Genomic DNA, 21201 nt, shown 5'->3' with positions numbered 1-21201 from the left:
GTTTTCGACCTTCACGGAACTGTTTCGCTGTCGGTATAGGCTTGCGTTCGTCATCTTCGGGTATAGAAGAGAAGAACGAGAAGCATGTTTTCTCATCATGATCATAGTGGCGGACGAGGGCGCTCCGGGGCCCGGCGGTCCGCTGTCCGCCGGCAACCGAATGAAGAAGAAGGTCCTCCCATGCGCATTCCCAAACCCGTTGTCCTGACTATTCTCGATGGCTGGGGGCTGAGCGAGGATAAATCCAGCAACGCGCCGGCGCTGGCGAACACCCCCACCATGGACCGGCTTTTCGCCACCTGCCCGAATGCGACGCTGACCACCTTTGGCCCCAATGTCGGCCTGCCCACCGGGCAGATGGGCAATTCCGAAGTCGGCCACACCAATATCGGCGCCGGTCGCATCGTCGCCATGGATCTCGGCCAGATCGATCTGGCAATCGAGGATGGCAGCTTTTTCCGCAATGCGGCGATGCTTGAGTTCGCAGCAAAGGTAAAGGCCGCGGGCGGTGTGGCGCATCTGATGTGCGTGGTTTCCGATGGCGGCGTTCATGGCCATATCGTCCACGGCCAGGCGGCTGTGAAACTGATGATCTCGCAGGGTCTGAAGGTGGTGGTCCATGCCATTACCGATGGCCGCGATGTCGCGCCGCAATCGGCTGAAGGTTTTGTGGCGGCGCTGGTGGCAAGCCTGCCGGAAGGCGCCAGCATCGGCACGGTCATCGGCCGTTATTATGCGATGGATCGCGACAATCGCTGGGAGCGCGTCGAGAAAGCCTACGACGCCATGGTTCTCGGCAAGGGCGAACGCGCGCGGGATGCGGTGAGTGCCGTCGCCCAGAGCTACCAGAACAATGTCACGGACGAATTCATCCTGCCGACGGTGATCGATGGTTATGAGGGTTTCAAGGCCGGCGACGGCCTGTTCTGCCTGAATTTCCGCGCTGACCGTGCGCGCGAAATCCTGCTCGCCATCGGCGCCAATGATTTCGACGGTTTTCCGCGCGAAAAGCCCGTCCTTTCGGCGCTTCTGGGCATGGTGGAATATTCCACCCGCCACAATGATTTCATGACCACGGCTTATCCGAAGCGCGATATCGTCAACACGCTCGGCGCATGGGTGGCGAAGCAGGGGCTCACGCAGTTCCGCCTGGCCGAGACGGAAAAATATCCGCATGTCACCTTCTTCCTGAATGGCGGCAAGGAAGAGCCGGAAGTGGGCGAAGACCGCTTCATGCCGAAATCCCCGAAAGTTGCGACCTACGATCTGCAGCCGGAAATGAGCGCGCCCGAGGTGACCGAGAAATTCGTCGAGGCGATCGGTAAGGGTTACGATCTCATCGTCACCAATTATGCCAATCCGGATATGGTCGGCCACACGGGCGACCTGCAGGCCGCGATCAAGGCCTGCGAAGCTGTGGATCGCGGTCTGGGCGCAGTCGTTGCCGCGCTTGAGAAGGTCGGTGGCGCGATGCTTGTCATTGCCGATCACGGCAATTGCGAAACCATGGTCGACCCGGTCACCGGCGGTCCGCACACGGCGCACACCACCAATCCGGTGCCGGTGATCCTTTTTGGCGGCCCGGAAGGCGCCAAGGTGCATGACGGTATTCTGGCCGATGTCGCGCCGACGCTGCTGCAACTGATGAACGTGCCGCTGCCCCCGGAAATGACGGGCAAGAGCCTGATCGACCTGTAATCAGACACCGTCGCGCGGGCGTTTTGCGCCTGGGCGACTGTTTTCTTTCGTCGCCGAATAAGCGTCGGTGAAAGCCTAGGACTCTCTTGCGTAGAGACGGTCATGCACCAGCATGCCGGCGATCATGGCGCAGACGAAGAGGATGACCGGGGTGAGCCCGAGGGCGAACGCCGATAGTGCCGGGCCGGGGCAGAAACCGGCTAGCCCCCAGCCCAGACCGAAAATCGCCGATCCGAGGATAAGTGGCCGGTCGACACGGGTTTTGGCGGGAAGGCTGAAATTTTCGGCGAGGATCGGTCTGGCAAAAAAATTGCGCAGCAGCACACCCGGCACGGCAACCATGACCGCGCCGCCGAGAACGAACATCAGGCTCGGGTCCCAATCATCGCTCGCCACATCGAGAAAAGCTGAAACGCGGGCCGGATTGACCATGCCGGAGAGCGACAGGCCAAAACCGAACAGTGCTCCTGCAACCAATGCCAGCGCAACGCGCGCCACGGCGAAGTTTTTCATGACAGGGCCCCCGTTATCGTCGCGGCGCAAATGCCGGTGATCAGGAATGTCGCGGTTGCTGCGATGGAACGCCGGGAAAACCGCGCCAGCCCCATGATACCGTGGCCGGAGGTGCAGCCGGAGCCCATGCGTGTGCCGAAACCCACCAGCAGGCCGGCAATGATGATCAGCGGCCACGGTGCGATTATGGTTACTATGGGAAGCCCGCCGAAGGCGGCGGCGTAAAGATAGGGCCCGGCCAGCAGACCGGCGACAAATGCGAGATCGGCGAGACGCCTCTCCCTGCCGAGAACCCTGCCCATGATGCCGCTGATGCCAGCGATGCGGCCGTTGAACAGAAACAGCAGAATGCTTGCAAGACCCAGCATCATGCCGCCGAAAAGCGGGGGCCAATAAGGGCTCACGGGGTTTCCTCCGGTGCACAGAATATGGCGTAGAGGGCCTCGATAAGCTGGGCCGCTTTCGTCTCGCCCATCCGGTAGAATATCTGCTTGGCTTCGCGCCGGGTTTCGACCACGCCGGCTTCCCGCAGCACGCCGAGCTGCTGGGAAAGCGTGGGCTGGTGAATATCGAGCTTTGTTTCCAGCTCGCCGACGGAAAATTCCTCCTGTGCCAGCGTGCAGGCAAGCATCAGCCGGGCGGGATGGGCAAGCGTCTTCAAAAGCAGTGCAACTTCGACAGCGCGTTCTTCCATGGCGGGCAGGGGAATCTCGCTCATCCGCAGGGCCTGTTCTCCCAGGTCGTGCTTCACCATGTGCTGCCCTCCAGCCCATCGAGCGGGAATTTAAGATAGCGCTTGCCGTTTGCCTCCGGTTCCGGCAGGCGGCCGCCACGAATGTTGACCTGCAAGGCGTGCAGAATGAGCTTGGGCATCGGCAGGCCGCGGTCCCGCGCTTCGCGCAAGCGGATGAACCCCTCTTCCGTCATGTCGGCCAGATGCGGGTTGCTGCGTTTCTGTTCGCCGACCGTGCTCTCCCATTTCGGGGCGCGGCCGCCGGGCTGGTAGTCATGACCGGTGAAAAGCCGCGTTTCATCGGGAAGGGCGAGGATAGCTTGAATCGACGCCCAGAGTTCTCTGGCGCTGCCGCCCGGAAAATCGGCGCGCGCGGTGCCGGAATCCGGCATGAAAAGCGTATCGTGCACAAAGGCTGCGTCGCCCACCACATAGGTGACGGAGGCCAGTGTGTGGCCGGGGGAAAACAGCACGCGGGCATCGAGCGAGCCAATGGTGAACCGGTCACCTGCTTCGAACAGCCGGTCCCACTGGGACCCGTCGGTTTCCAGTTCAGGCCAGTTGTATTTCTCCTGCCAGAGTTTCTGTACGCCCGTCACTTTTGCGCCGATGGCTGTCTGGGCGCCGGTTTTCTGCTTCAGATAATGGGCTGCGGAAAAATGATCGGCATGTGGGTGCGTATCGAGAATCCATTCGACCGACAGGCCCTGACTTTCGACATAGGCCAGAATGGCATCGGCATTCATCGTGTCCGTCGCGCCGGACTTCTCATCGAAATCATAGACCGGGTCGATGATGGCGCAACGCCCGGTCGCGGGGTCGGAAACGACATATTGCACGCTCCATGTGCGCGGGTCGAAGAAGGCCTTGACCTGCGGCAATGCCGCCGCTCGTCGCTGCAGCCAGCGAACGGCGCCGGACAGGTCGAAACCATGCGTGGTGCCAAAAGCCTCGATTTGATCCTGCCCGATGCGCCCGTCCAGCGCTTCCCCCAGCACATAGAGCGTGAGTGCACGGGTGCCCCCCTTGCAATGGGCGAAAACGGGACCGTCCGCCTCCGCCATCGCCTGCTGGAAGGCGCGAATATCGGCTTCGGTCATGGTCGGGCCGGTAACCGGAATGAAGTTATACGCCAGACCAGCCGTGCCAGCGGCGCTTTTTTCCCGCATGTTGCCGGGTTGGTCGTGGTCTTCCCCGTCCGGCCGGGCGTTGATGATGCTTTTATACCCTTGAGCGGAGAGCGAGGAAAAATCGGCGATCTCCGGCTGGCCGGCCACGGTCAGGCGCCCATCGATCTTGACGGCATTCATCGGCATCTCCTGTTTTTCTCAATTAATATACGTTATAATATAATGTATATTGTCTGGCTGCAAGGGCGGAAGATTTCTTTTCGGAATGTCTGCTCCGTGTCGGCTGGCGTTAGATGCTGATTGGCCGAATGATGTTTGCTGCTACGGTTGCTGCCGGCAGGAGGCATGATAACCGGTCGCGAACACGCCCGGGCCTTGCAATGTGGCGGGTGTTTGCTAACATGCCAGACAAGTTTTAAACAGGTGGGCTGGAATGGACGTTGAGAGCAGCACGAAGCAGGGGGTATCGCTCGCGGCGAAAATCAGTTCGGCCCTGCGGCGGGATCTGTCGGAGGGTGTGTTCCGGCCCGGTGACCGTCTTCCGAGCGAAAGTGAGCTGACGCGCGAATATTCCGTCAGCCGAACCGTGGTGCGCGAGGCCATCGCCATTCTGCGCGCCGACGGCCTTGTTGAAGCCCGCAAGGGTGCGGGGGTCTTTGCCGTGGAGGTGAAGCCGGCCAAGGAAGTGCCTTTCAACGATCTGGCTGTCGGGCGGATTTCCTCGGTAATCGAATTGCTGGAATTGCGGACCGTCTTCGAAGTCGAATCCGCCGGGCTTGCGGCATCGCGCCGTTCCGCCGTGCAAGTGGAGGCGATCGTTGACGCGCATCGGCGGGTCGGGGACTGTCTCGCCGCCGGATTGCCGACGCGGGACGCTGATTTCGAGTTTCATCTGGCGATCGCGCAGGCGACGCAGAACAGGCGTTTTCCCGAGTTCCTTCAACTGATCCGCTCCGGCATCATTCCCCGCGGCGAATTGCAGGGCGCTGCGCCCGGATCGCGTCCGAAGGACTATAACCTTCATCTGCAGGAGGAGCACGCCAGGATCGTCGATGCCATTATAGAAGGCGATGCGGATGCCGCGCGCCAACATATGGCGGCGCATCTGCGGGGCAGCCTTGAACGCTATAAGGTGCTCCTGCGCTCCCGCACGGCGGCTGAATAAGACGGAAAGGGATTTCGTCCCAATGATTTATGCGCTGGCCCGCCGATAAAGGGCAAGAGAGGCGGCCAGCACCAGAAGCGCGCCACCGCATATCCGGTCAAGCCACAGGGCTCCGGATTGGCGCAACATCCTGACGGCCTGTGCGCCGAGCAGGGCATATGCGAACATCACGATGAAATCGATGCCGGCAAAGACCAGCGCAAGCGCCGTATATTGCGGCACCTGCGGCGCGAGAGCGTCGATGAATTGCGGCAGGAAAGCAGAAAAGAACAGATATCCCTTGGGATTGGTTGCCGCCACGAGAAAGCTCTTGAGGAAAATCGAACTTGCGGATGTGGCTTCACCCGTGTCTGCCGGCTGCATCGCGCTGTCGAGCGTGCCTCCGGAGCGCAAAAGCATGACGCCGAGAAAGGCAAGATAACAGGCGCCCGCCCATTTGACGATGCCGAACCAGAATTCCGAGGCGGCGAGCAAGGCTCCCAGCCCCAATGCGACAGCGCCGATCAAAACGAAATCGGAGAGAACAGCGCCGGCCATGCCGGTGAGGGCGCGCCTGACGCCGAACCTCGAACCGTTTGCGAGTGCCAGCAAAACGGTCGGGCCGGGCGTCGCTATGCCGATAAAAGCGACGGCGGCAAATGCCAGAAGTGTCATGTCCGCCATTTCACTCTCCCCCCGGAGGCTTGAGATGTTACCGGCAACGGCTTCAGACCCCGCATCTTTTCGAAGCGGAGAATACAGGCTTTTGCGGTTGCGGCAACGTGGGCGATTTATTTTCCGGCAAACGAAAAAAAGCCTGAGCCCGTGGTTGAAGTTTCCGCCCGTGCGACGTTTCGGGAGCCGTCGGCTCCATCGATTTTGCCGGCTCGCGCTTGACAGCTTTCAACACCTGTGACAACTTGCGAATAGTTGTCAGACAGGATTGTGCCTTCATCACTTGCGCAGTCGATCTCTGGCAAGGGAGGAATCATGTCAAAAAGACGCCTTTCGCTTTATGGCCTGTCCGGCCAGATCGGAAGTATTGCCGTTACGCTGCTTGGATTGCTGCTGCTGACCTTTTTTATCGGTCGCCTGATGCCCGCCGATCCGGTGCGGGCGATCGTCGGCGAGGATGCGACCCGCGAAACCTATGAACAGGTCTATCATGCGCTCGGCTTCGACCGACCGCTCTGGCAGCAGTTCATCTATTATCTCGGCGATGTGTTCACCGGCGATTTCGGGACCTCGATCCGCACCGGCCGACCGGTCATCGAGGATATCATCCGGGTCATGCCGGCGACGATGGAACTTGCGACCTTCGCGATCCTGATCGGTGCCGGCCTCGGCATTCCCATGGGCGTTTATGCCGCCGTCAACAAGGACCGCTGGCAGGATCATCTGGTGCGGGTGCTGAGCCTGTTCGGCCATTCCATGCCGATCTTCTGGACCGGCATGATCGCGCTGATCGTTTTTTACGCCCATCTCGGCCTTGTCGGCGGCGGTGGCCGCATGGACCAGTTCTATATCGGTCTGGTGGAGGAGCGGACGGGCTTCCTGCTCATCGACAGCCTGCTGGCCGGAGACATGGAGGTCTTCTGGTCGGCCATCAACCACCTCATCCTTCCCGCCGCCTTGCTCGGTTATTCTTCCTCGGCCTATATCACCCGCATGACGCGCAGCTTCATGCTGGATCAGTTAGGCCAGGAATATGTGACGACAGCCCGCGTCAAGGGCCTGTCGCAGCGGCAGACGGTGTGGCTGCATGCTTTCGGCAATATCCGCGTGCAGCTGGTCACCATCATTGCCCTTGCTTACGGCTCGCTGCTGGAAGGCGCGGTGCTTATCGAGACCGTCTTCGCCTGGCCGGGTTTCGGGCAATATCTCACCAGCAATCTTATCATCGGCGACATGAATGCCGTGATGACCTGCGTTTTGATCGTCGGCGTCATCTTCATCGGGCTCAATCTCCTGTCCGACATTCTCTACCGCTTTTTCGATCCGAGGACCCGCTGATGACGGCTCGTGCAGAAACCTCCTTCCGCCTTCCGGTGCCCTTGAACGCGCTGAAGAACATCATCGTCTTCCTGCTGAAAAGCCCGACTTCGGCCTTCGGCCTGGCTGTCCTGCTGCTCCTCGTCATCGCCGCGATTTTCGCGCCTTGGCTTGCGACGCACGACCCTTACGCGCAGGATCTCGCCAATACGCTGCAGGCGCCCGGCAACGGCCATGTCTTCGGCACGGATGAGCTGGGCCGCGATATCTACAGCCGCCTTCTCTGGGGCGCGCGCATCACGCTCACCATCATCTCGCTGGTATCGATCATCGTCGGTCCGGTCGGTCTTCTGGTCGGCACCGCGTCCGGTTATCTCGGCGGCAAGTTCGATACGGTGATGATGCGCATCACGGATATTTTCCTGTCGTTCCCCAGCCTCATCCTGTCGCTCGCCTTCGTCGCAGCACTCGGGCCGAGCCTCAACAATGCGATCATCGCGATTGCGCTCACCTCGTGGCCGCCGATTGCGCGTCTTGCCCGCGCCGAAGCTATGACGTTTCGGAAAGCGGATTATATCGCCGCCGCACGGCTTCAGGGCGCCTCGCCACTGCGCATCATCGTCAAGTCGATCATGCCCATGTGTCTTCCCTCGGTCCTCATCCGCCTGACGCTGAACATGGCGACCGTCATTCTCACCGCCGCCGGCCTCGGTTTCCTCGGTCTCGGTGCGCAGCCGCCGCTGCCGGAATGGGGGGCGATGATCGCCACGGGACGGCGCTACATGCTGGACAGCTGGTGGCTCGTCACCTTCCCCGGCATCGCGATCCTCTCCGTCAGCCTCGCCTTCAATCTTTTAGGCGATGGCCTGCGGGATGCGCTCGATCCGAAGCAGATGAACCGGAGATAAGACCATGGAAAAACCAATCCTTGACGTCGAAAATCTTCGCATCCGCTATGGCGGCTCGCCCACTGAAGCGGTGCGCGGCATCTCCTTTACCCTTGGCCGGGAACGGCTCGGCATTGTCGGCGAAAGCGGTTCGGGAAAATCCACCGTCGGCCGCGCGTTGCTGCGCCTTCTGCCATCGGCGACGATCACCGCCGACAGGCTGGATTTCGATGGTCTCGATCTTCTCTCCCTCGATGAGAAGGAGATGCTGAAGGTTCGCGGCCGGCGCATGTCGATGATCCTTCAGGACCCGAAATTTTCCCTCAACCCCATCCGCCGGGTCGGCGATCAGGTGACGGAGACCTATCTGCGCCACTTCAAGGCCTCGAAATCGGAGGCTCGGGAAAAGGCGCTCGCCATGCTGGATGCGGTGAAGATCCGCGATGCTGCGCGCGTCTATGAGCAATATCCGCATGAAATCTCGGGTGGCATGGGCCAGCGCGTCATGATCGCCATGATGCTGCTCGCCGATCCCGATCTCGTCATTGCCGACGAACCGACCTCGGCGCTTGATGTGACGGTGCGGTTGCAGGTCTTGAACATTCTCGACGGTCTGGTGCGTGATCGTGGCATCGGCCTCATCATGATCAGCCATGACCTCAACCTCGTGCGCAATTTCTGTGACCGGGTTCTCATCATGTATGCCGGCCGGGTGGTGGAAACGCTGGCCGCCCGTGATCTCGATCAGGCGCAGCATCCCTATACGCGCGGCCTTCTGGCGGCACAGCCACGCATCGGTGGCTCGCGCGCGCCGCTTGCGGTGCTGGATCGCCGTCCCGAATGGCTGGAGGAGAACGTATAATGGCCGTTTCCGTTGAAACCCGCGATCTTTCCATCACCTTCGGCAGCGGCCATACGGCACTGAAAGTGCTGCCCTCCGTCTCCTTCAAGGTGGAGCCTGGCGAATGTTTCGGGCTGGTCGGCGAAAGCGGTTCGGGCAAATCCACCGTGCTTCGTTGCGTTTCCATGCTCAACGATTTCTGGACCGGCGACATCCTCATCGACGGCAGGTCGGTACGTGACATGCCGCTGATCCAGCGGTGCCGCATGCTGCAAATGGTGTTTCAGGACCCCTACGGCTCGCTACATCCCCGCCAGTCGGTACGCACCGTGCTTTCGGAATCGCTTGCGATCCATAAGCTCGGTGACCGTGAAGAGCGCATGCGCAAGGTCATCACCGATGTCGGTCTGCCCGTCTCCTTTCTCGACCGCTTTCCGCATCAACTTTCCGGTGGCCAGCGGCAGCGCGTGGCGATTGCCCGTGCGCTGATCCTCGAACCGTCTCTGCTTCTGCTTGATGAGCCGACCTCGGCGCTCGATGTCTCGGTGCAGGCGGAAATCCTCAACCTGTTGCAGAGGCTGCGGCAAGAGCGGGGTTTCACCTATATCATGGTCACCCATGATCTCGCCGTGGTCGATCACATGTGCGACCGTTTCGCCGTGATGCTGCGCGGTGAAATCACCGAAATCCTGCCGCGCGAGGCCATCGCCGGCAATGGCGCGACGCATCCCTATGCCCGCGAATTGATCGGCGCCTCACTGGAATATGAAGGCGCGTGACGGCTCCCAAAACGTGACCGTCCTCCTCCGGGGCGTCACGGATAACAACATCCTCCTTCCTTGCCCGGCCTCCCTGCCGGGTATTTTTTTGGGGTGGCCGAAAATAGAAAAGACCGGTGGTGATCGGGTCTTGGGCTGCTGACAAACAGAGCCTCTCCTCCGTCATGCCGGACTTGATCCGGCATCCAGCTAGCCCAAGTCCTTGGGCTGAAAGGACTCTTTCCGCCGTGCAGACGCACGTCGGCTGGATTCCGGCTCAAGGCCGGAATGACGGAAGCGATATGTTTGCCCGTCGGAGCAGTTCCACGCGGTCTTGCCGCAAACAAAAAGGCGCGGGTGTTAGCCGCGCCTTTTCCTGATTAACCGCTGTGTCGGACGATTACCGCTCCTTGCTCACCTCTTCAAACCGCGAAAGCCAGGGGCTGACGATCATGCCCTTGATATCGCTGCGGAAGGCGGCGGTGTCGATGACTTCGGAGAAAGGCTGAATGGACATGACGATTTCATCCATATAGCCCTGCAGGTCCTCATAAAGCTTCGTCTGTTTCGCCACGTCACGCTCGACAAGCGCTTCCTCGATCATCTTGTTCAGCTTCTCATCGAAGAAGCTGGTGCGCCAGCTCTGGTAGTTGGTGAGCTTGGCGTCATCGGCATTGTTGGGGTTATAGGCGATGGAGCGCAGGTTGTTGTCGGGATGCGGCTGCTGGCCGCCGCCGCCGCGGCCGAGCAGCAGTTCGAAATTCCGCTCGCGCATGGCGCCATAGATCTGGTCGCCGGAGCCGCTGATCAGCTCGGCCTGAATACCGGCCTGCGCCAGTGTGTTCTGGATCGCCGTTGCCGCCTTCATGAAGGGGTCTTCCGAAAGCACGCGCAGCGTCGTTTTGAAACCGTTGGGATAACCGGCCTCAGCCAGAAGCACCTTGGCTTTTGCGATATCGAGCTTGTAGCCCTGATCCGGCAGCGCGCCCATGACACCGGTGCTGAGAGAACGCTGATGCAGTTTGCCGTAATAGGGCATGACCGCCTTGTCGAGACCGTCGTAATCGATCAGGTAACGCAGGGCCTCGCGCACCTTCTTGTTGGCGAATTTCTCATCCTTCATCGAAACGCTGAGGTAATAAAAACCGGAGCCGGGTGTGGATTCGATGGTAACGGCCTTGTCGGCCTCAAGCGATTTCAGATCGGGGGCCTGCAGGGAATAGGCAACGTCGATATCGCCTTTTTCCAGCATCAGGCGCTGCGACTGCGATTCCGGCAGATGACGCATCAGAATGCGCTTCATCTTGGCCTTCTCACCCCAATAATCGTCGTTGCGGGTGAGGATGATATATTCGTTGGATTTCCACTGCGTCAGCTTGAAGGGGCCGGAGCCGGCGGAATTCAGCGTCAGCCATGCGCCGCCCAGATCGCCGTCCTTTTCATTCTCAAGCGCCGTCTTGCTGTCGATGATCGAGCCGGGACCGTTCTGCGCAAGGATCATCAGAAGCAGGTTGGGGTCGTCAGGCTTCGGAATATTCAGTACGAAGGTCTGGTCGTTTTCGGCAACGAACAGCTTGTCGGCCTCTTCCAGTTTGAAACCACGGGTTTTCAGGAAGGACGATTGCGCCAGGTTGCGGGCAAGCAGGCGTTTCAGGCTCCACGCCACGTCCTTTGCCGTCACGGCATTGCCGGAGGCGAATTCGGCATCGGCGCGCAGATGGAAGCGGATCGATTTCCGGTCTTCGGCAATTTCCCAACGTTCGGCAAGGCGGGGCTGCACGCTGCGATCTTCAGGCGAAAGCACGACCAGCGTGTCATAGACGTTGTTCAGAACCTGCACGGTCTCGCGGCCGGTGATGGCGGCAGGATCGAGGGTCAGGATATTGCTCATGGTTGTGGCGACGATGAGCTGGTCTTTCGGCGTTTCAGCGAAAACACTGAGCGGCATGGCGCCGATCAGCAATGCGCCAAGCGCTGCGGTTGCAAGAAAATGTTTCATTTTTCCTCCCAATACGGCCGGTTCATACGGCCTTTCCACGTTTTGATCGGCGCGCCCGGTTCCTCCTCGGGCGTCGCAGGATCAGCCAAGAATCTCTCTGACGGGTGCTGCGAGCGCCCGCCCGATTGCCGCCGTTGCCGGCGCGTCCAGATGCACGCCATCCACCGGTGAAGCGCTGGCAACCGATCCGGCATCGAAGAAGGCATGACCGAGTTCGGCAGCGAGTTTGCGGTAAAGCGGCGCAAGCCTGAGCGACTGGCCGATGTCCCGCCCACCCGCGGGTTCTCCGCCGGGGCCTGCGACGCAGGGCGGCGGTGCGACGATCAGCAGTTTTGGTACGGCCTCGCGCGGCTTGTAGATAAAGGTTTCGACAATTTGGGCCAGCCGCCGCATGCCGGAAACTGCGGCTTCCGCCCGCCCGCCATGCACCGGCTTGATATCGTTGGTGCCGAGCATGATGATAACGAGATCAAGTGGCATGTGGCAGGACAGCGCGACTTCAAGCGCCCGCGCGCCATTGCGGCAGGCGGGGCCGGCATGGTCGTCGTAGCAGGTGGTGCGCCCGCCAAGCCCTTCCGGGTGAACCTTCACCTTTCCGGCAAACTCGGCCTCCAGAACCTCCGGCCAGCGGTGTTCGTCCGCGTGCCGCAGACCCGTTGCCGGGTCGGCGCCCCAGGTGATGCTGTCTCCGAAGGCGAGCACCGTCTTCATCGCCCGTTACCTCACCCGGTTATTGTCGATGAAGGTGAAATCGATGTCTTCGCCAAGGCCCGGCCGGTCAGGGACATGCACGAAGCCGTCGCGATCCATCGGGTCGGACAACGATTTCAGATAATCGTGGCCGTCATCATATTCGAGGAAGGGGTGCAACAGGCCGCGCTCATACCAGCGGCAATTCTTGGTGGCGGCGACAACATGCAGGTTCATGGCCGTATTGCCATGCACCTCGCATTCCATGCCGAAGGCTTCGGCCAGATGCATGGTCTTCAGCGCCGGGGTGATGCCGCCAACATCATTGACGCCGGTGCGCAGAATATCGCAGGCGCCGGCCTTGATCCATTCGGCGCGATGCCAATGCTTGCCGGCCGCACTTTCCGGGCCGACGACCGGAATATCGAGATTGTCGGAAAGCCATTTGTAGGAGGACAGCGACTGTTCATCCATCGGCTCTTCGATCCAGTCGAAACCGAGTTTTTCAAGGCCACGGCCCAGCGCCAGCGCATCGGTGCGGGAGTACCAGTGGAAGGCGTCGATCATCAGGCGAATATCGGGGCCGACCGCCTCACGCACGGCCGCACAGGCCTTGAGGTCCATTTTCACATCCGGCGCCCAGCTGACTGGTGGCATCCAGGTGTGCAGCTTGATGCCCTTGTAACCGCGCTTCACCAGCGTTTCGGCAAAGCGGCCGTAATCTTCCGGCGTCGCCAGCCCGCCTTCCAGCTCGTCACCGCACATGATCGAGCCATAGGCCAGCACCTTGCCGCGATAACCGCCGATCAACTTGTATACAGGTTGGTTGAGCGAGCGCCCGGCAAGGTCCCACAATGCGCAGTCCACCACCGCCAGCGTGCGGTCGGTCAGCTGCGCGGCCGAGCCGCGCTGCCAGTGAGCAAGGTCCTGCCACAGCCGTTCCCGGTCGCGATGGTCCTCGCCGATCAGGACTTTCTTGACGAATTTTTCGATGACATGCGGGCGAACGATCTCCGGCGCGGTGAAGGAATGGCCTTCCTGCCCATCTTCGGTGCGGATGGTCAGCATGGCCTGTTCCACCTGATGCGCCGGACCCGGATGTGCATGACCCGCACTGTCCGAGTGCCGACGGGTCGTCGTGCGGAAAACACGGACCTCGACGTCGGTGATGATCATAATTCCTCCCTCATGCAGGTGTCTCGGCGTTTGTGAATGCCGCAATGTCATACATGTATACGTTATTTGTCAACATGTATGATAATCTGTATTACATGTTTGCGGATAAAATCAAGATCATTTGCCGGAAAGAGGAGGATGGCTTGTGGACCTGACGGGAGCTGGAGTGGAGTAGTGGCTGCCCGTGCGGAAAAGGAAAGGAGAGCAGGCAGTGGCGGATCGATGAAAAAATCTATAATTTTAGTAGACTATTAAATCGCGCAACGTTCTTTCAACAATCGCCGGGACTATAAAAGAACATGCCGTGCCAGCTGCGGCCGTCATCGTGCATTCTTCGGGACTATGTGGTGCAGAACGGATAGCCGCAACCGCGCCGCCTGAGCCTCGTCTGTCGTCAACCGTCATTTCCGGATGCACACCATGCCCGTTTCGCATATTTCCCATTTCGCCTTCCTTGTCCCCGGTAATTACCGGGATGATGATCCCTTTCAGGGCGTGGAAGAAACGTTGCAGCTTTTCGAAGCCGGCGAGGCGCTGGGTTATCACAGCGCCTGGGTTCGACAGCGCCATCTGGAAAGGGGCGTTTCCTCGGCGGCCACTTTTCTTGCGGCGGCATCGCAGCGCACGAGGCGGATCGGGCTAGGCACCGCCGTCATTCAGCTTGGTTACGAAAATCCGTTCAGGCTGGCTGAAGATCTCGCCACGGTGGATGTGCTCTCGCGTGGGCGGTTGAATGTCGGGGTTTCCGTGGGCGCACCGCCCTTCGCCCACCTTATTTCGGATTATGTCGATCAGGCTCCCGATGCGGATTACAGCCACGCCCGCGCGGAGAAGCTCGCGAGAGCGTTGCGATCGGAGCCGTTGTCCAGCGAGACGGAGGCGGGCAATGCGGCCGGTCAGCAGGTGCCGCGCCTTCGGCCTGTCGCCGAGGGGCTGACGGACCGGTTATGGTATGGCGGGGGATCGCAGAATTCCGCCCGCTGGGCTGGCAAGGCAGGCTTCAATCTTCTGACGGGTAATATCGTCAGCGGTGAAAATACCAATGATTTTCTGACCGCGCAGGCGGCACTGGTCAGCCACTTCCGGCAGGAATGGGCGCATGAGCGCCAGCCGCGTGTCGCTCTTGGCCGCGTGATTCTGCCGACGGATAGCGCCAGCCCCGCGACCCGCCGCCGTTATCAGGAATTCGCCGCCGAGCGCGATAAACGCACGCATGCACCGCATGGCGCGCGCCGCACGCTTTTCCTGCCCGATATCGTCGGCACGGCGGACGAAATTCTGGAGAAACTGTCGCGCGATCCCGTTCTGCCGCTCGTCTCGGAATTCCGTCTCGAACTGCCTTATGAATTCCAGCCGGAAGATTATCGCCAGATCGTCACGGATTTCGCCTCCGTCCTGCCGCAGCTTTCCGGCGGGCGGCCCGTTTTGAAAGTGGCGATGGGCCAATAATATGTCCCGTTCCCGTCGTTCCCGCTTCACGCGGGAAACGGCGGGAGATCGACATTTGCGACAGCGCGACCGCTGCTATTCAATCTGGATAAGGCAGGCCATAGCGGTCGCGGATCGTCGTACCCTCATATTCGCGCGGGTAAACACCGCGATCCTGCAGCACCGGCACGACCTTTTCAACGAATTCGGCAATATCGTCTGGCGCCCGCGGTGGCTGGAGGGTGTAGCCATCTACCGTGCCATCCTGCCAGAGATCGATGATGCCATCCGCCACCTCTTCCGGCGTGCCGAGCAGCAGCCGGTGGTGTCCTTCCGAGCGGCGCACGGCTTCGCGGGCGGTGAGTTTTTCATGGGTCAGCAGGTCGGAAAGGCCAAGCCCCATGCCCACCGCCCATTGCCGGTTCTGATCCGGGATGAAGCGCTCGGCATCGAGCTTTGTATCGGGGTCGAAATCGCGGGGATCGATGCCGTTTTCTTTTGCGAAACGCGCCAGAAGGCCGTCTTCCGAGCCGGTTCCGCTGAAGAGTTCATGCTTTCGCAGCGCTTCCGCGCGGGTCTCGCTGAGAATGACGACAAGGCCGGGAACGATGCGGATGCCGGCGGGATCGCGGCCGAGGGAGACGGCGCGGTCGCGGACCTTTTTGCCGAAGGCCTGACCCGCCGGGCGTGACAGGATGTTGCAATAGATGATCTCGCCGTGGCGTGCCGCCAGATCGATGCCACCTTCGGAGGCGCCGGCCTGCGCGATGACAGGATGCCCCTGCGGACCGCGTGGAACGTTGAGCGGGCCTTTCACCTGGAAATATTGCCCCTCATGATCGATGGTCTCGGCCGTCGCCGCATCCCAGAAACGGTCTTCCGGTACTTCGCCCTCACGGCGCGGGTCCCAGCTCGACCAGAGCTTTTTCGCGACATCGAGGAATTCGGTGGCCTTGGCATATCTCTCGCTGCGTGGTGGCAGGGGATCATTGCCGAAATTGGCCGCGACATTGGGATTGAAGGAGGAGACGATATTGACGATCAGCCGGCCGCCGGTGACGACGTCGATAGACTGCGTCCGTCGCGCAAAATTATAGGGCGAATTATAGGTGGAGGATATCGTCGCCACAAAGCCGATATCCGGCACCTGCGCGGCGAGTGATGTCGAGAGGATGAGCGGATCGATGGTGTGAAACGGGCGGCTTGCCGGGTCGGTCAGCAATGCCGGGTGGTCGGACAAAAAAACGGCGTCGAACCGGCCCTTACGGGCCAGTTCCGTCAGTCGCCGGTAATAGCCGATATCGTTGATATCGTGCCGGTCTCCGCTTCTGTATTTCCAGGCATTGGGAAGATATCCCGTTGTATTAATGCCGACATTGAGATTGAGCCGGCGTTTGGTGTTGCTCATGCTTTTATTTTTCCGTCTGTGTGGGATTTCCAGCCTGTGGCGGGTGCAATTGTCCGAAAGCGTAACAGCCGCGATTTCGGTCGCGAGTTAAAAATCCTTGCCGTTCCGGAAAGAAAAACTTTCATTCGTCGCCAACCTGATGCTTGGTCAAATCGGGAGAGGCGATTTGGTGCGCGGGCAGCTATCCGACCCAGGAGCCGGCTATTGCCGAAAGGATATTCCGTCATCTCGTTGGCATTGTCGGAGAATGGAAATGAATTTCCTCAATCGCATCTCAAATAGTACACTTTATCTATAGAAAATATTTTATTGTGTGTAGCGTATTGCCTGATCGCAATTTCGAGGACGAACGCCATGGCTGATGCCGCCCTTCGCCAGATAACCCAACCCGTGACCCTGTGGTATACACGCTGCCCGGCGCCCACGCCGCTTTCCATCGCGGTGCAACTTGGCTGGATTGAGGAGCGTTTCGCCGCCCATGGCATTTCCGTTTCCTCCATTCGCGATGCGGCCGATCCCGCCATTCGCCAAAGCCATTTCGATCATCGTCTGGACTGGTCATTCCGTCAGGGCGGCAATATTCCGCCGATCTGGGCGAAGGCGGGTGGCCGAAAAACCCGGCTGGTGGGGTTGACGCGAACCGATGAATTTCAGGCTGTCATCGCCTTGCCCGCAAGCGGAATAAGCAAGGGCGGCGATTTGAAGGGGCGGCGCATCGGCCTGCCGAAACGGCCGAATGAAACCATCGATTTCCAGCGGGCGACATCGCTCAAGGGCATCGTGTCGGCGCTTACCGTCTCCGGCCTTTCCGTTGCGGATGTCGAACTGGTGGATTTGACCGCCCGGGAGCCGGTGCTGCTTGGTCCAACGGATGAACGGTTCCATGGCCTGCGCCGGCGGCTTCCCTATGGCGAGGAAATCGTAGCACTGCACCGCGGCCAGATCGATGCATTTTTCGTCAAGGGTGCGGAAGGTGTCACCATCGCCAATCTCATCGGAGCGCAGGTCGTCGTATCGACAGGGTTTCACCCCGATCCGAAAATCCGCATCAACAATGGCACGCCTCGCCCTTTGACGGTGGACGCGACCTTTGCAGACGAGCGGCCCGATCTTGTGGCGGAACTGGTGGCCACCGTTCAGCGGGTTGCCGATTGGGCGAACGACAATCCGGCGGAAGCCGTGCGTTTCATCGCGCGTGAAATCGGTGTCAGCGAGGAGGCGGTTCTGGCCGCGAATGGCGGGGATGTACACCGCAATCTGAGGCTCGATCTCGATCCGGCCGAACTCGATGCGCTCAGCCATTTCAAGGATTTCCTGCTGGAGTGGAAATTCATTCCTGACGATTTCGATGTGCGGGAGTGGGCCGATCCAAGGGCCCTTTCTTCACTCCAAGATGCCGTGCAGCGCGATGCGGGAAAGTGAGGGTGTCATGGCAGCCACCATTCTTGTAACGGGTGCAACCGGCAAGCTCGGCCAGCGTGTCGTCAGCCGTCTTTTGCAAAAACAGGCGAGAGTTCGCGTGCTGACCCGCAGGCGCGAGGATGCGCTGAAACTGTGGGGTGACAGGGTCGATATTGCGGAAGGAAACTTTTCCGATCCGGCCAGTCTGAAAGAAGCCGCGCGGGGAACAGACAGGGTCTTCCTGCTTTCCCCCATTGGAGAGACGCTGGCGGCAGACCAGAAGGCGGTCATAGATGCTTCCCTTGCCGCCGGTGCGTCGCGGATCGTGAAAATATCCGGTTCCGATTGGACCATTGAAAATGCCGCCCGCTCCATCTCGGGTGCGGCCCATGCTGAGGTGGAAGCGTATCTCGCCAGAACCGGCATAGCGCATACGGTGCTGCGGCCGAATGCCTGGATGCAGGTGGCGCTGGAGCCCGTTGTCGCCGCGCTGCGTAATGGCGAGGATGTGCCCGCCCGTTTCGGTCATGCGGCCGTCTCCTTCATCGATGCCGACGATATCGCCGATGTGGCGGTTCACGCGCTGACTGCCGACGCAGCGCTTGCCGGCCCCCTGGTGCTGACCGGCGGCGAAGCCCTGACGGGGCTGGAGATCGCCCGCATCGCGGCCCGTATCCTGCATCGGCCTGTCGGCGTTTCGCATAATGCTGCCTCCGTCTTCCCGCCGCATATCGGTGCCTTCGAACAGAAAGCGATCAGCGAATTCGGACAGCTCATCGGCGACGGTCTCGCGGCATCCGTCACCGATACCATCGACCATATTACCGGTCGTCAGCCCCGCAGCGTGGAAGGCTACCTGCGCGCCCGGCTGGCCGCAGCCGCCCCGCAGGGCGATCATTCCGAGGAAGAAAAGACATGGCGCTGACTGTTCCCTTGCCCGATGGTTCGGAGCTGAAAGGTCTTGAACTGAAAAGTCCCGCCGATTTCGAAGACAGCCCGCTGAGCCGAGCGGTGAAGCAGCCGTTGATGCTCGGCCTGTTCCTCAATCTGCAGGATATCAATTTCTCCAGCCTGCCGACCAGCAACAGCTGGACCTTCGATTACAATGTCGAGCTGGTGAAGCGCGCGGAGGAACTTGGTTTCGAAATCGCCTTCAGCCGCACCCAATGGCTGCCCAAGGGCGGATATGACGGCGAATCCTCACTCGACAGCTTCATCGCGCTCGGCGCCATGGCGGCGGTGACGAAGAGCATTCTGCTGATCTCCACCATCCATGTGCTTTATGGCCCCCTGCATCCGCTGCATCTCGCCAAATATGGCGCGACGCTGGATCATATCGCCAAGGGGCGCTGGGGCATCAACATCGTCACCGGCCACCGCGCCATCGAGCACGAAATGTTCGGCTGGCAGCGGATCGACCATGACAGGCGTTACGATATGGCCGGTGAATTGTTCGATGTGCTTCACCGGCTATGGGGCGAAACCGAGAACTTCTCCTATGAAGGCAAACTAAACCCGTGGGCGATCAACAATGGCTGGATCACGCCGAAGCCGGCCTTCGGTCGCCCGCCGCTGGTGACGGCGACGGGTTCGCCCGCTGGTATCGATTTTGCCGCCCGCCATTCCGATCTGGTTTTCGTCACCTCACCCGGCGGAGCGCATATAGACAGCGCGCTGGAAACGCTGCCCGATCATGTCGCGACCATCAAGAACCGCGCCAAAGCCTATGGCCGGCAGGTGAAGACGCTCATCAATCCGATCATCGTCAGCCGCGACACGGAAAAGGAGGCGATCGCTTATGCCGATGCCATCGAGGCTGGAAAACCGCAGGCCGGCACGCGCGCCTTCGCCACCAATAATTACGACAGCGACGCCCATGCCTGGCGCGGCCGCGGCGATGCGCACCACAAGCAGGGGCGCAATCTCGGCGGCAATATCGAAATCATCGGTTCGCCGGAACAGGTGGTCGAGCAGCTTGTCGGTTTAAAAAAGGCCGGGATCGATGGGGTTCAGCTGAATTTCTACGATTTCCGTGAAGACCTTGATTACTTCGCCGAGCGCATTCTGCCCTTGATGAAGGAGGCTGGCCTAAGGCTCTGACGCCTTTCCAGCCCTGATTTTCCAGTTCCGAAGCTAACCCCCTTCGCAATCGCCCGATTGCGAAAACGATATTTTTTGCCCTGAGGAGATACCGTGAATATCGCCGTCGATCCCGTCAAAACATCAGCACCGAAAATTCTGGACCGGATCGGGACCTATGTTCCCGAACTCGTCTCCATCCGCCACGATCTGCACCAGCATCCGGAAATCGGCTTCGAGGAGGTAAGGACCTCGGGCATCGTCGCTGAAAAGCTCGCCTCCTGGGGCATCGAGGTGCATCGCGGTTATGGCAAGACCGGCGTGGTCGGCGTGCTGCGCGGCCGCCATGCGGGTAACCGGTCCATCGGGCTCAGGGCCGATATGGACGCCCTGCCGATGCCGGAGCAAACCGGACTGCCCTATTCGTCGGTCTATCCCGGCAAGTTCCACGGTTGCGGACATGATGTGCACACTACCATCCTGCTCGGCACCGCCCGTTATCTGGCGGAAACCCGCGATTTCGCCGGCACGGTGGTGTTCATTTTCCAGCCCGCCGAGGAAGGTCTTGGCGGCGCGCGCGCCATGATTGCCGACGGGCTGTTCAAGAATTTCCCTGTCGACGAGATTTATGGCCTGCATAATTCCACCCATGCCGCGCCCAATCATCTCAAGGTTTCGCCCGGCACCATTCTGGCAGGAGCGGATTTCTTCGATATCCGACTGAAGGGCAGGGGCGCCCACGCCGCCCATCCCGATGTCTCGCGCGATCCGGTGCCGGCGACGGGCGAACTCATTCAGGCCTTGCAGACGATCGTTAGCCGCAACGTGTCGCCGACCGATCCCGCCGTGCTGTCGATCACGCGCATCGAGGCGGGGTCGGCGTATAATGTCATTCCCGAAACGGCCTCGATTGCCGGAACTGTGCGGGCTTTTTCCGACAGCGTGCGCGAAACCATCCGGGAGCGCATCCGCACGATTTCCGACCACCTTGCCGCCGCCCATGGCCTGACCGCCGAGGTGGATATTCGCGACATATTCTCGGTTCTCACCAATGACGATGCGTCCGTGGAGATCGTTGCCGGCGTGGCCCGCGAGGTTTTGGGAGACGAGCGCGTTTCCACTGAGCCGGGCCGCTTCATGGGCAGCGAGGATTTCGCCGATCTCCTGAAACATGCGCCCGGCGCATTTTTCACCCTTGGCCATTCCGGCACCGTGCCTGCCCACAATCCCGGTTTCATCGTCGATGACGCCATCCTGCCGGTTGGCGCCACGCTGTTTGCCCGCCTGGTGGAGACGCGGCTGAAGGCTGCCTGAACATTTGAAA

Annotated in this window: 20 protein-coding genes; 11 read left to right on the top strand and 9 right to left on the bottom strand. The window is 60.4% G+C overall.

The genetic code is table 11. The features are described 5' to 3' along the window. Positions 1-180: 180 nt before the first annotated feature. Positions 181-1698, top strand: a complete 1518-nt coding sequence (gene gpmI, locus JZX88_RS11935; protein ID WP_206913714.1) for a 2,3-bisphosphoglycerate-independent phosphoglycerate mutase — start codon at positions 181-183, stop codon at positions 1696-1698. A 75-nt stretch (positions 1699-1773) separates the two neighbouring features. Here gpmI and JZX88_RS11930 read toward each other — a convergent pair whose 3' ends face one another. The 4 genes from JZX88_RS11930 to blh are packed head-to-tail and all read right to left on the bottom strand — an operon-like array spanning position 1774 to position 4254. Continuing rightward, complete coding sequence (locus tag JZX88_RS11930) at positions 1774-2211, bottom strand: YeeE/YedE family protein (protein ID WP_206913713.1); 438 nt, start codon at positions 2209-2211, stop codon at positions 1774-1776. Further along, positions 2208-2615: a YeeE/YedE family protein gene (locus tag JZX88_RS11925; RefSeq protein WP_110757811.1), complete on the bottom strand. Its 408-nt coding sequence runs from the start codon at positions 2613-2615 to the stop codon at positions 2208-2210. Before JZX88_RS11925 ends, JZX88_RS11930 begins: the two co-directional genes overlap by 4 nt. Beyond that, positions 2612-2965 carry a sulfite-sensing transcriptional repressor BigR gene (bigR, locus tag JZX88_RS11920; RefSeq protein WP_110757813.1) on the bottom strand — a complete coding sequence of 118 codons (354 nt, stop codon included), beginning with the start codon at positions 2963-2965 and terminating at the stop codon, positions 2612-2614. Before bigR ends, JZX88_RS11925 begins: the two co-directional genes overlap by 4 nt. Continuing rightward, positions 2959-4254: a bifunctional sulfur transferase/dioxygenase Blh gene (gene blh / locus JZX88_RS11915; protein ID WP_206913712.1), complete on the bottom strand. Its 1296-nt coding sequence runs from the start codon at positions 4252-4254 to the stop codon at positions 2959-2961. The genes bigR and blh overlap by 7 nt, the downstream gene beginning before the upstream one ends. Positions 4255-4507: 253 nt before the next feature. On the opposite strand from blh, the gene JZX88_RS11910 reads away from it, so the two are divergent. Then, the gene (locus JZX88_RS11910; RefSeq protein ID WP_065118095.1) at positions 4508-5239 is read left to right on the top strand and encodes a FadR/GntR family transcriptional regulator; all 732 of its coding nucleotides are present in this window, start codon (positions 4508-4510) and stop codon (positions 5237-5239) included. A gap of 27 nt (positions 5240-5266) precedes the next feature. On the opposite strand, the gene JZX88_RS11905 is transcribed toward JZX88_RS11910, so the two are convergent. Continuing rightward, positions 5267-5902, bottom strand: a complete 636-nt coding sequence (locus JZX88_RS11905; protein WP_110757814.1) for a LysE family translocator — start codon at positions 5900-5902, stop codon at positions 5267-5269. Positions 5903-6208: 306 nt separating this feature from the next. On the opposite strand from JZX88_RS11905, the gene JZX88_RS11900 reads away from it, so the two are divergent. Genes JZX88_RS11900 through JZX88_RS11885 form a run of 4 tightly spaced genes read left to right on the top strand, consistent with a single transcriptional unit; the run spans position 6209 to position 9717 of the window. Beyond that, a complete protein-coding gene (locus JZX88_RS11900; RefSeq protein ID WP_006315059.1) occupies positions 6209-7231 on the top strand; it encodes an ABC transporter permease in 1023 nt (340 codons plus the stop codon). Then, entirely contained in the window at positions 7231-8118 is an 888-nt protein-coding gene (locus tag JZX88_RS11895) for an ABC transporter permease (RefSeq protein WP_065118097.1), read from the top strand. Before JZX88_RS11900 ends, JZX88_RS11895 begins: the two co-directional genes overlap by 1 nt. 4 nt (positions 8119-8122) lie before the next feature. Beyond that, complete coding sequence (locus tag JZX88_RS11890) at positions 8123-8959, top strand: ABC transporter ATP-binding protein (RefSeq protein WP_065118098.1); 837 nt, start codon at positions 8123-8125, stop codon at positions 8957-8959. Continuing rightward, a complete protein-coding gene (locus JZX88_RS11885) occupies positions 8959-9717 on the top strand; it encodes an ABC transporter ATP-binding protein (RefSeq protein WP_206913710.1) in 759 nt (252 codons plus the stop codon). The genes JZX88_RS11890 and JZX88_RS11885 overlap by 1 nt, the downstream gene beginning before the upstream one ends. Before the next feature lie 379 nt (positions 9718-10096). On the opposite strand, the gene JZX88_RS11880 is transcribed toward JZX88_RS11885, so the two are convergent. From JZX88_RS11880 to JZX88_RS11870, 3 genes are all read right to left on the bottom strand, one after another. Next, positions 10097-11695, bottom strand: coding sequence for an ABC transporter substrate-binding protein (locus JZX88_RS11880; RefSeq protein WP_206913708.1), 1599 nt, complete (start codon positions 11693-11695; stop codon positions 10097-10099). Positions 11696-11776: 81 nt separating this feature from the next. Then, entirely contained in the window at positions 11777-12406 is a 630-nt protein-coding gene (locus JZX88_RS11875) for an SGNH/GDSL hydrolase family protein (RefSeq protein WP_206913706.1), read from the bottom strand. A gap of 6 nt (positions 12407-12412) precedes the next feature. After that, positions 12413-13561, bottom strand: coding sequence for a mandelate racemase family protein (locus JZX88_RS11870; RefSeq protein WP_206913704.1), 1149 nt, complete (start codon positions 13559-13561; stop codon positions 12413-12415). 420 nt (positions 13562-13981) lie between these two features. Here JZX88_RS11870 and JZX88_RS11865 point away from each other — a divergent pair, with 420 nt between their 5' ends. Next, positions 13982-15010: an LLM class flavin-dependent oxidoreductase gene (locus JZX88_RS11865; RefSeq protein ID WP_206913703.1), complete on the top strand. Its 1029-nt coding sequence runs from the start codon at positions 13982-13984 to the stop codon at positions 15008-15010. 79 nt (positions 15011-15089) lie between these two features. Here JZX88_RS11865 and JZX88_RS11860 read toward each other — a convergent pair whose 3' ends face one another. Further along, entirely contained in the window at positions 15090-16397 is a 1308-nt protein-coding gene (locus tag JZX88_RS11860) for an NtaA/DmoA family FMN-dependent monooxygenase (protein ID WP_206913702.1), read from the bottom strand. Positions 16398-16751: 354 nt separating this feature from the next. Here JZX88_RS11860 and JZX88_RS11855 point away from each other — a divergent pair, with 354 nt between their 5' ends. From JZX88_RS11855 to JZX88_RS11840, 4 genes are all read left to right on the top strand, one after another. Next, positions 16752-17819 (top strand): ABC transporter substrate-binding protein, encoded by a 1068-nt coding sequence (locus JZX88_RS11855; RefSeq protein ID WP_206913701.1) that lies wholly within the window; start codon positions 16752-16754, stop codon positions 17817-17819. 7 nt (positions 17820-17826) lie between these two features. Then, positions 17827-18723 carry an NmrA family NAD(P)-binding protein gene (locus tag JZX88_RS11850; RefSeq protein WP_206913700.1) on the top strand — a complete coding sequence of 299 codons (897 nt, stop codon included), beginning with the start codon at positions 17827-17829 and terminating at the stop codon, positions 18721-18723. After that, entirely contained in the window at positions 18714-19898 is a 1185-nt protein-coding gene (locus tag JZX88_RS11845; protein WP_206913699.1) for an LLM class flavin-dependent oxidoreductase, read from the top strand. Before JZX88_RS11850 ends, JZX88_RS11845 begins: the two co-directional genes overlap by 10 nt. A gap of 93 nt (positions 19899-19991) precedes the next feature. Continuing rightward, a complete protein-coding gene (locus JZX88_RS11840; protein ID WP_206913698.1) occupies positions 19992-21191 on the top strand; it encodes an amidohydrolase in 1200 nt (399 codons plus the stop codon). The last annotated feature ends 10 nt before the right edge of the window (positions 21192-21201 follow it).

Origin of the sequence: Agrobacterium sp. OT33, assembly GCF_017313365.1 — a bacterium.
GTDB lineage: Bacteria > Pseudomonadota > Alphaproteobacteria > Rhizobiales > Rhizobiaceae > Agrobacterium > Agrobacterium rhizogenes_A.
This window is presented reverse-complemented; position numbering and strand designations above follow the sequence as displayed.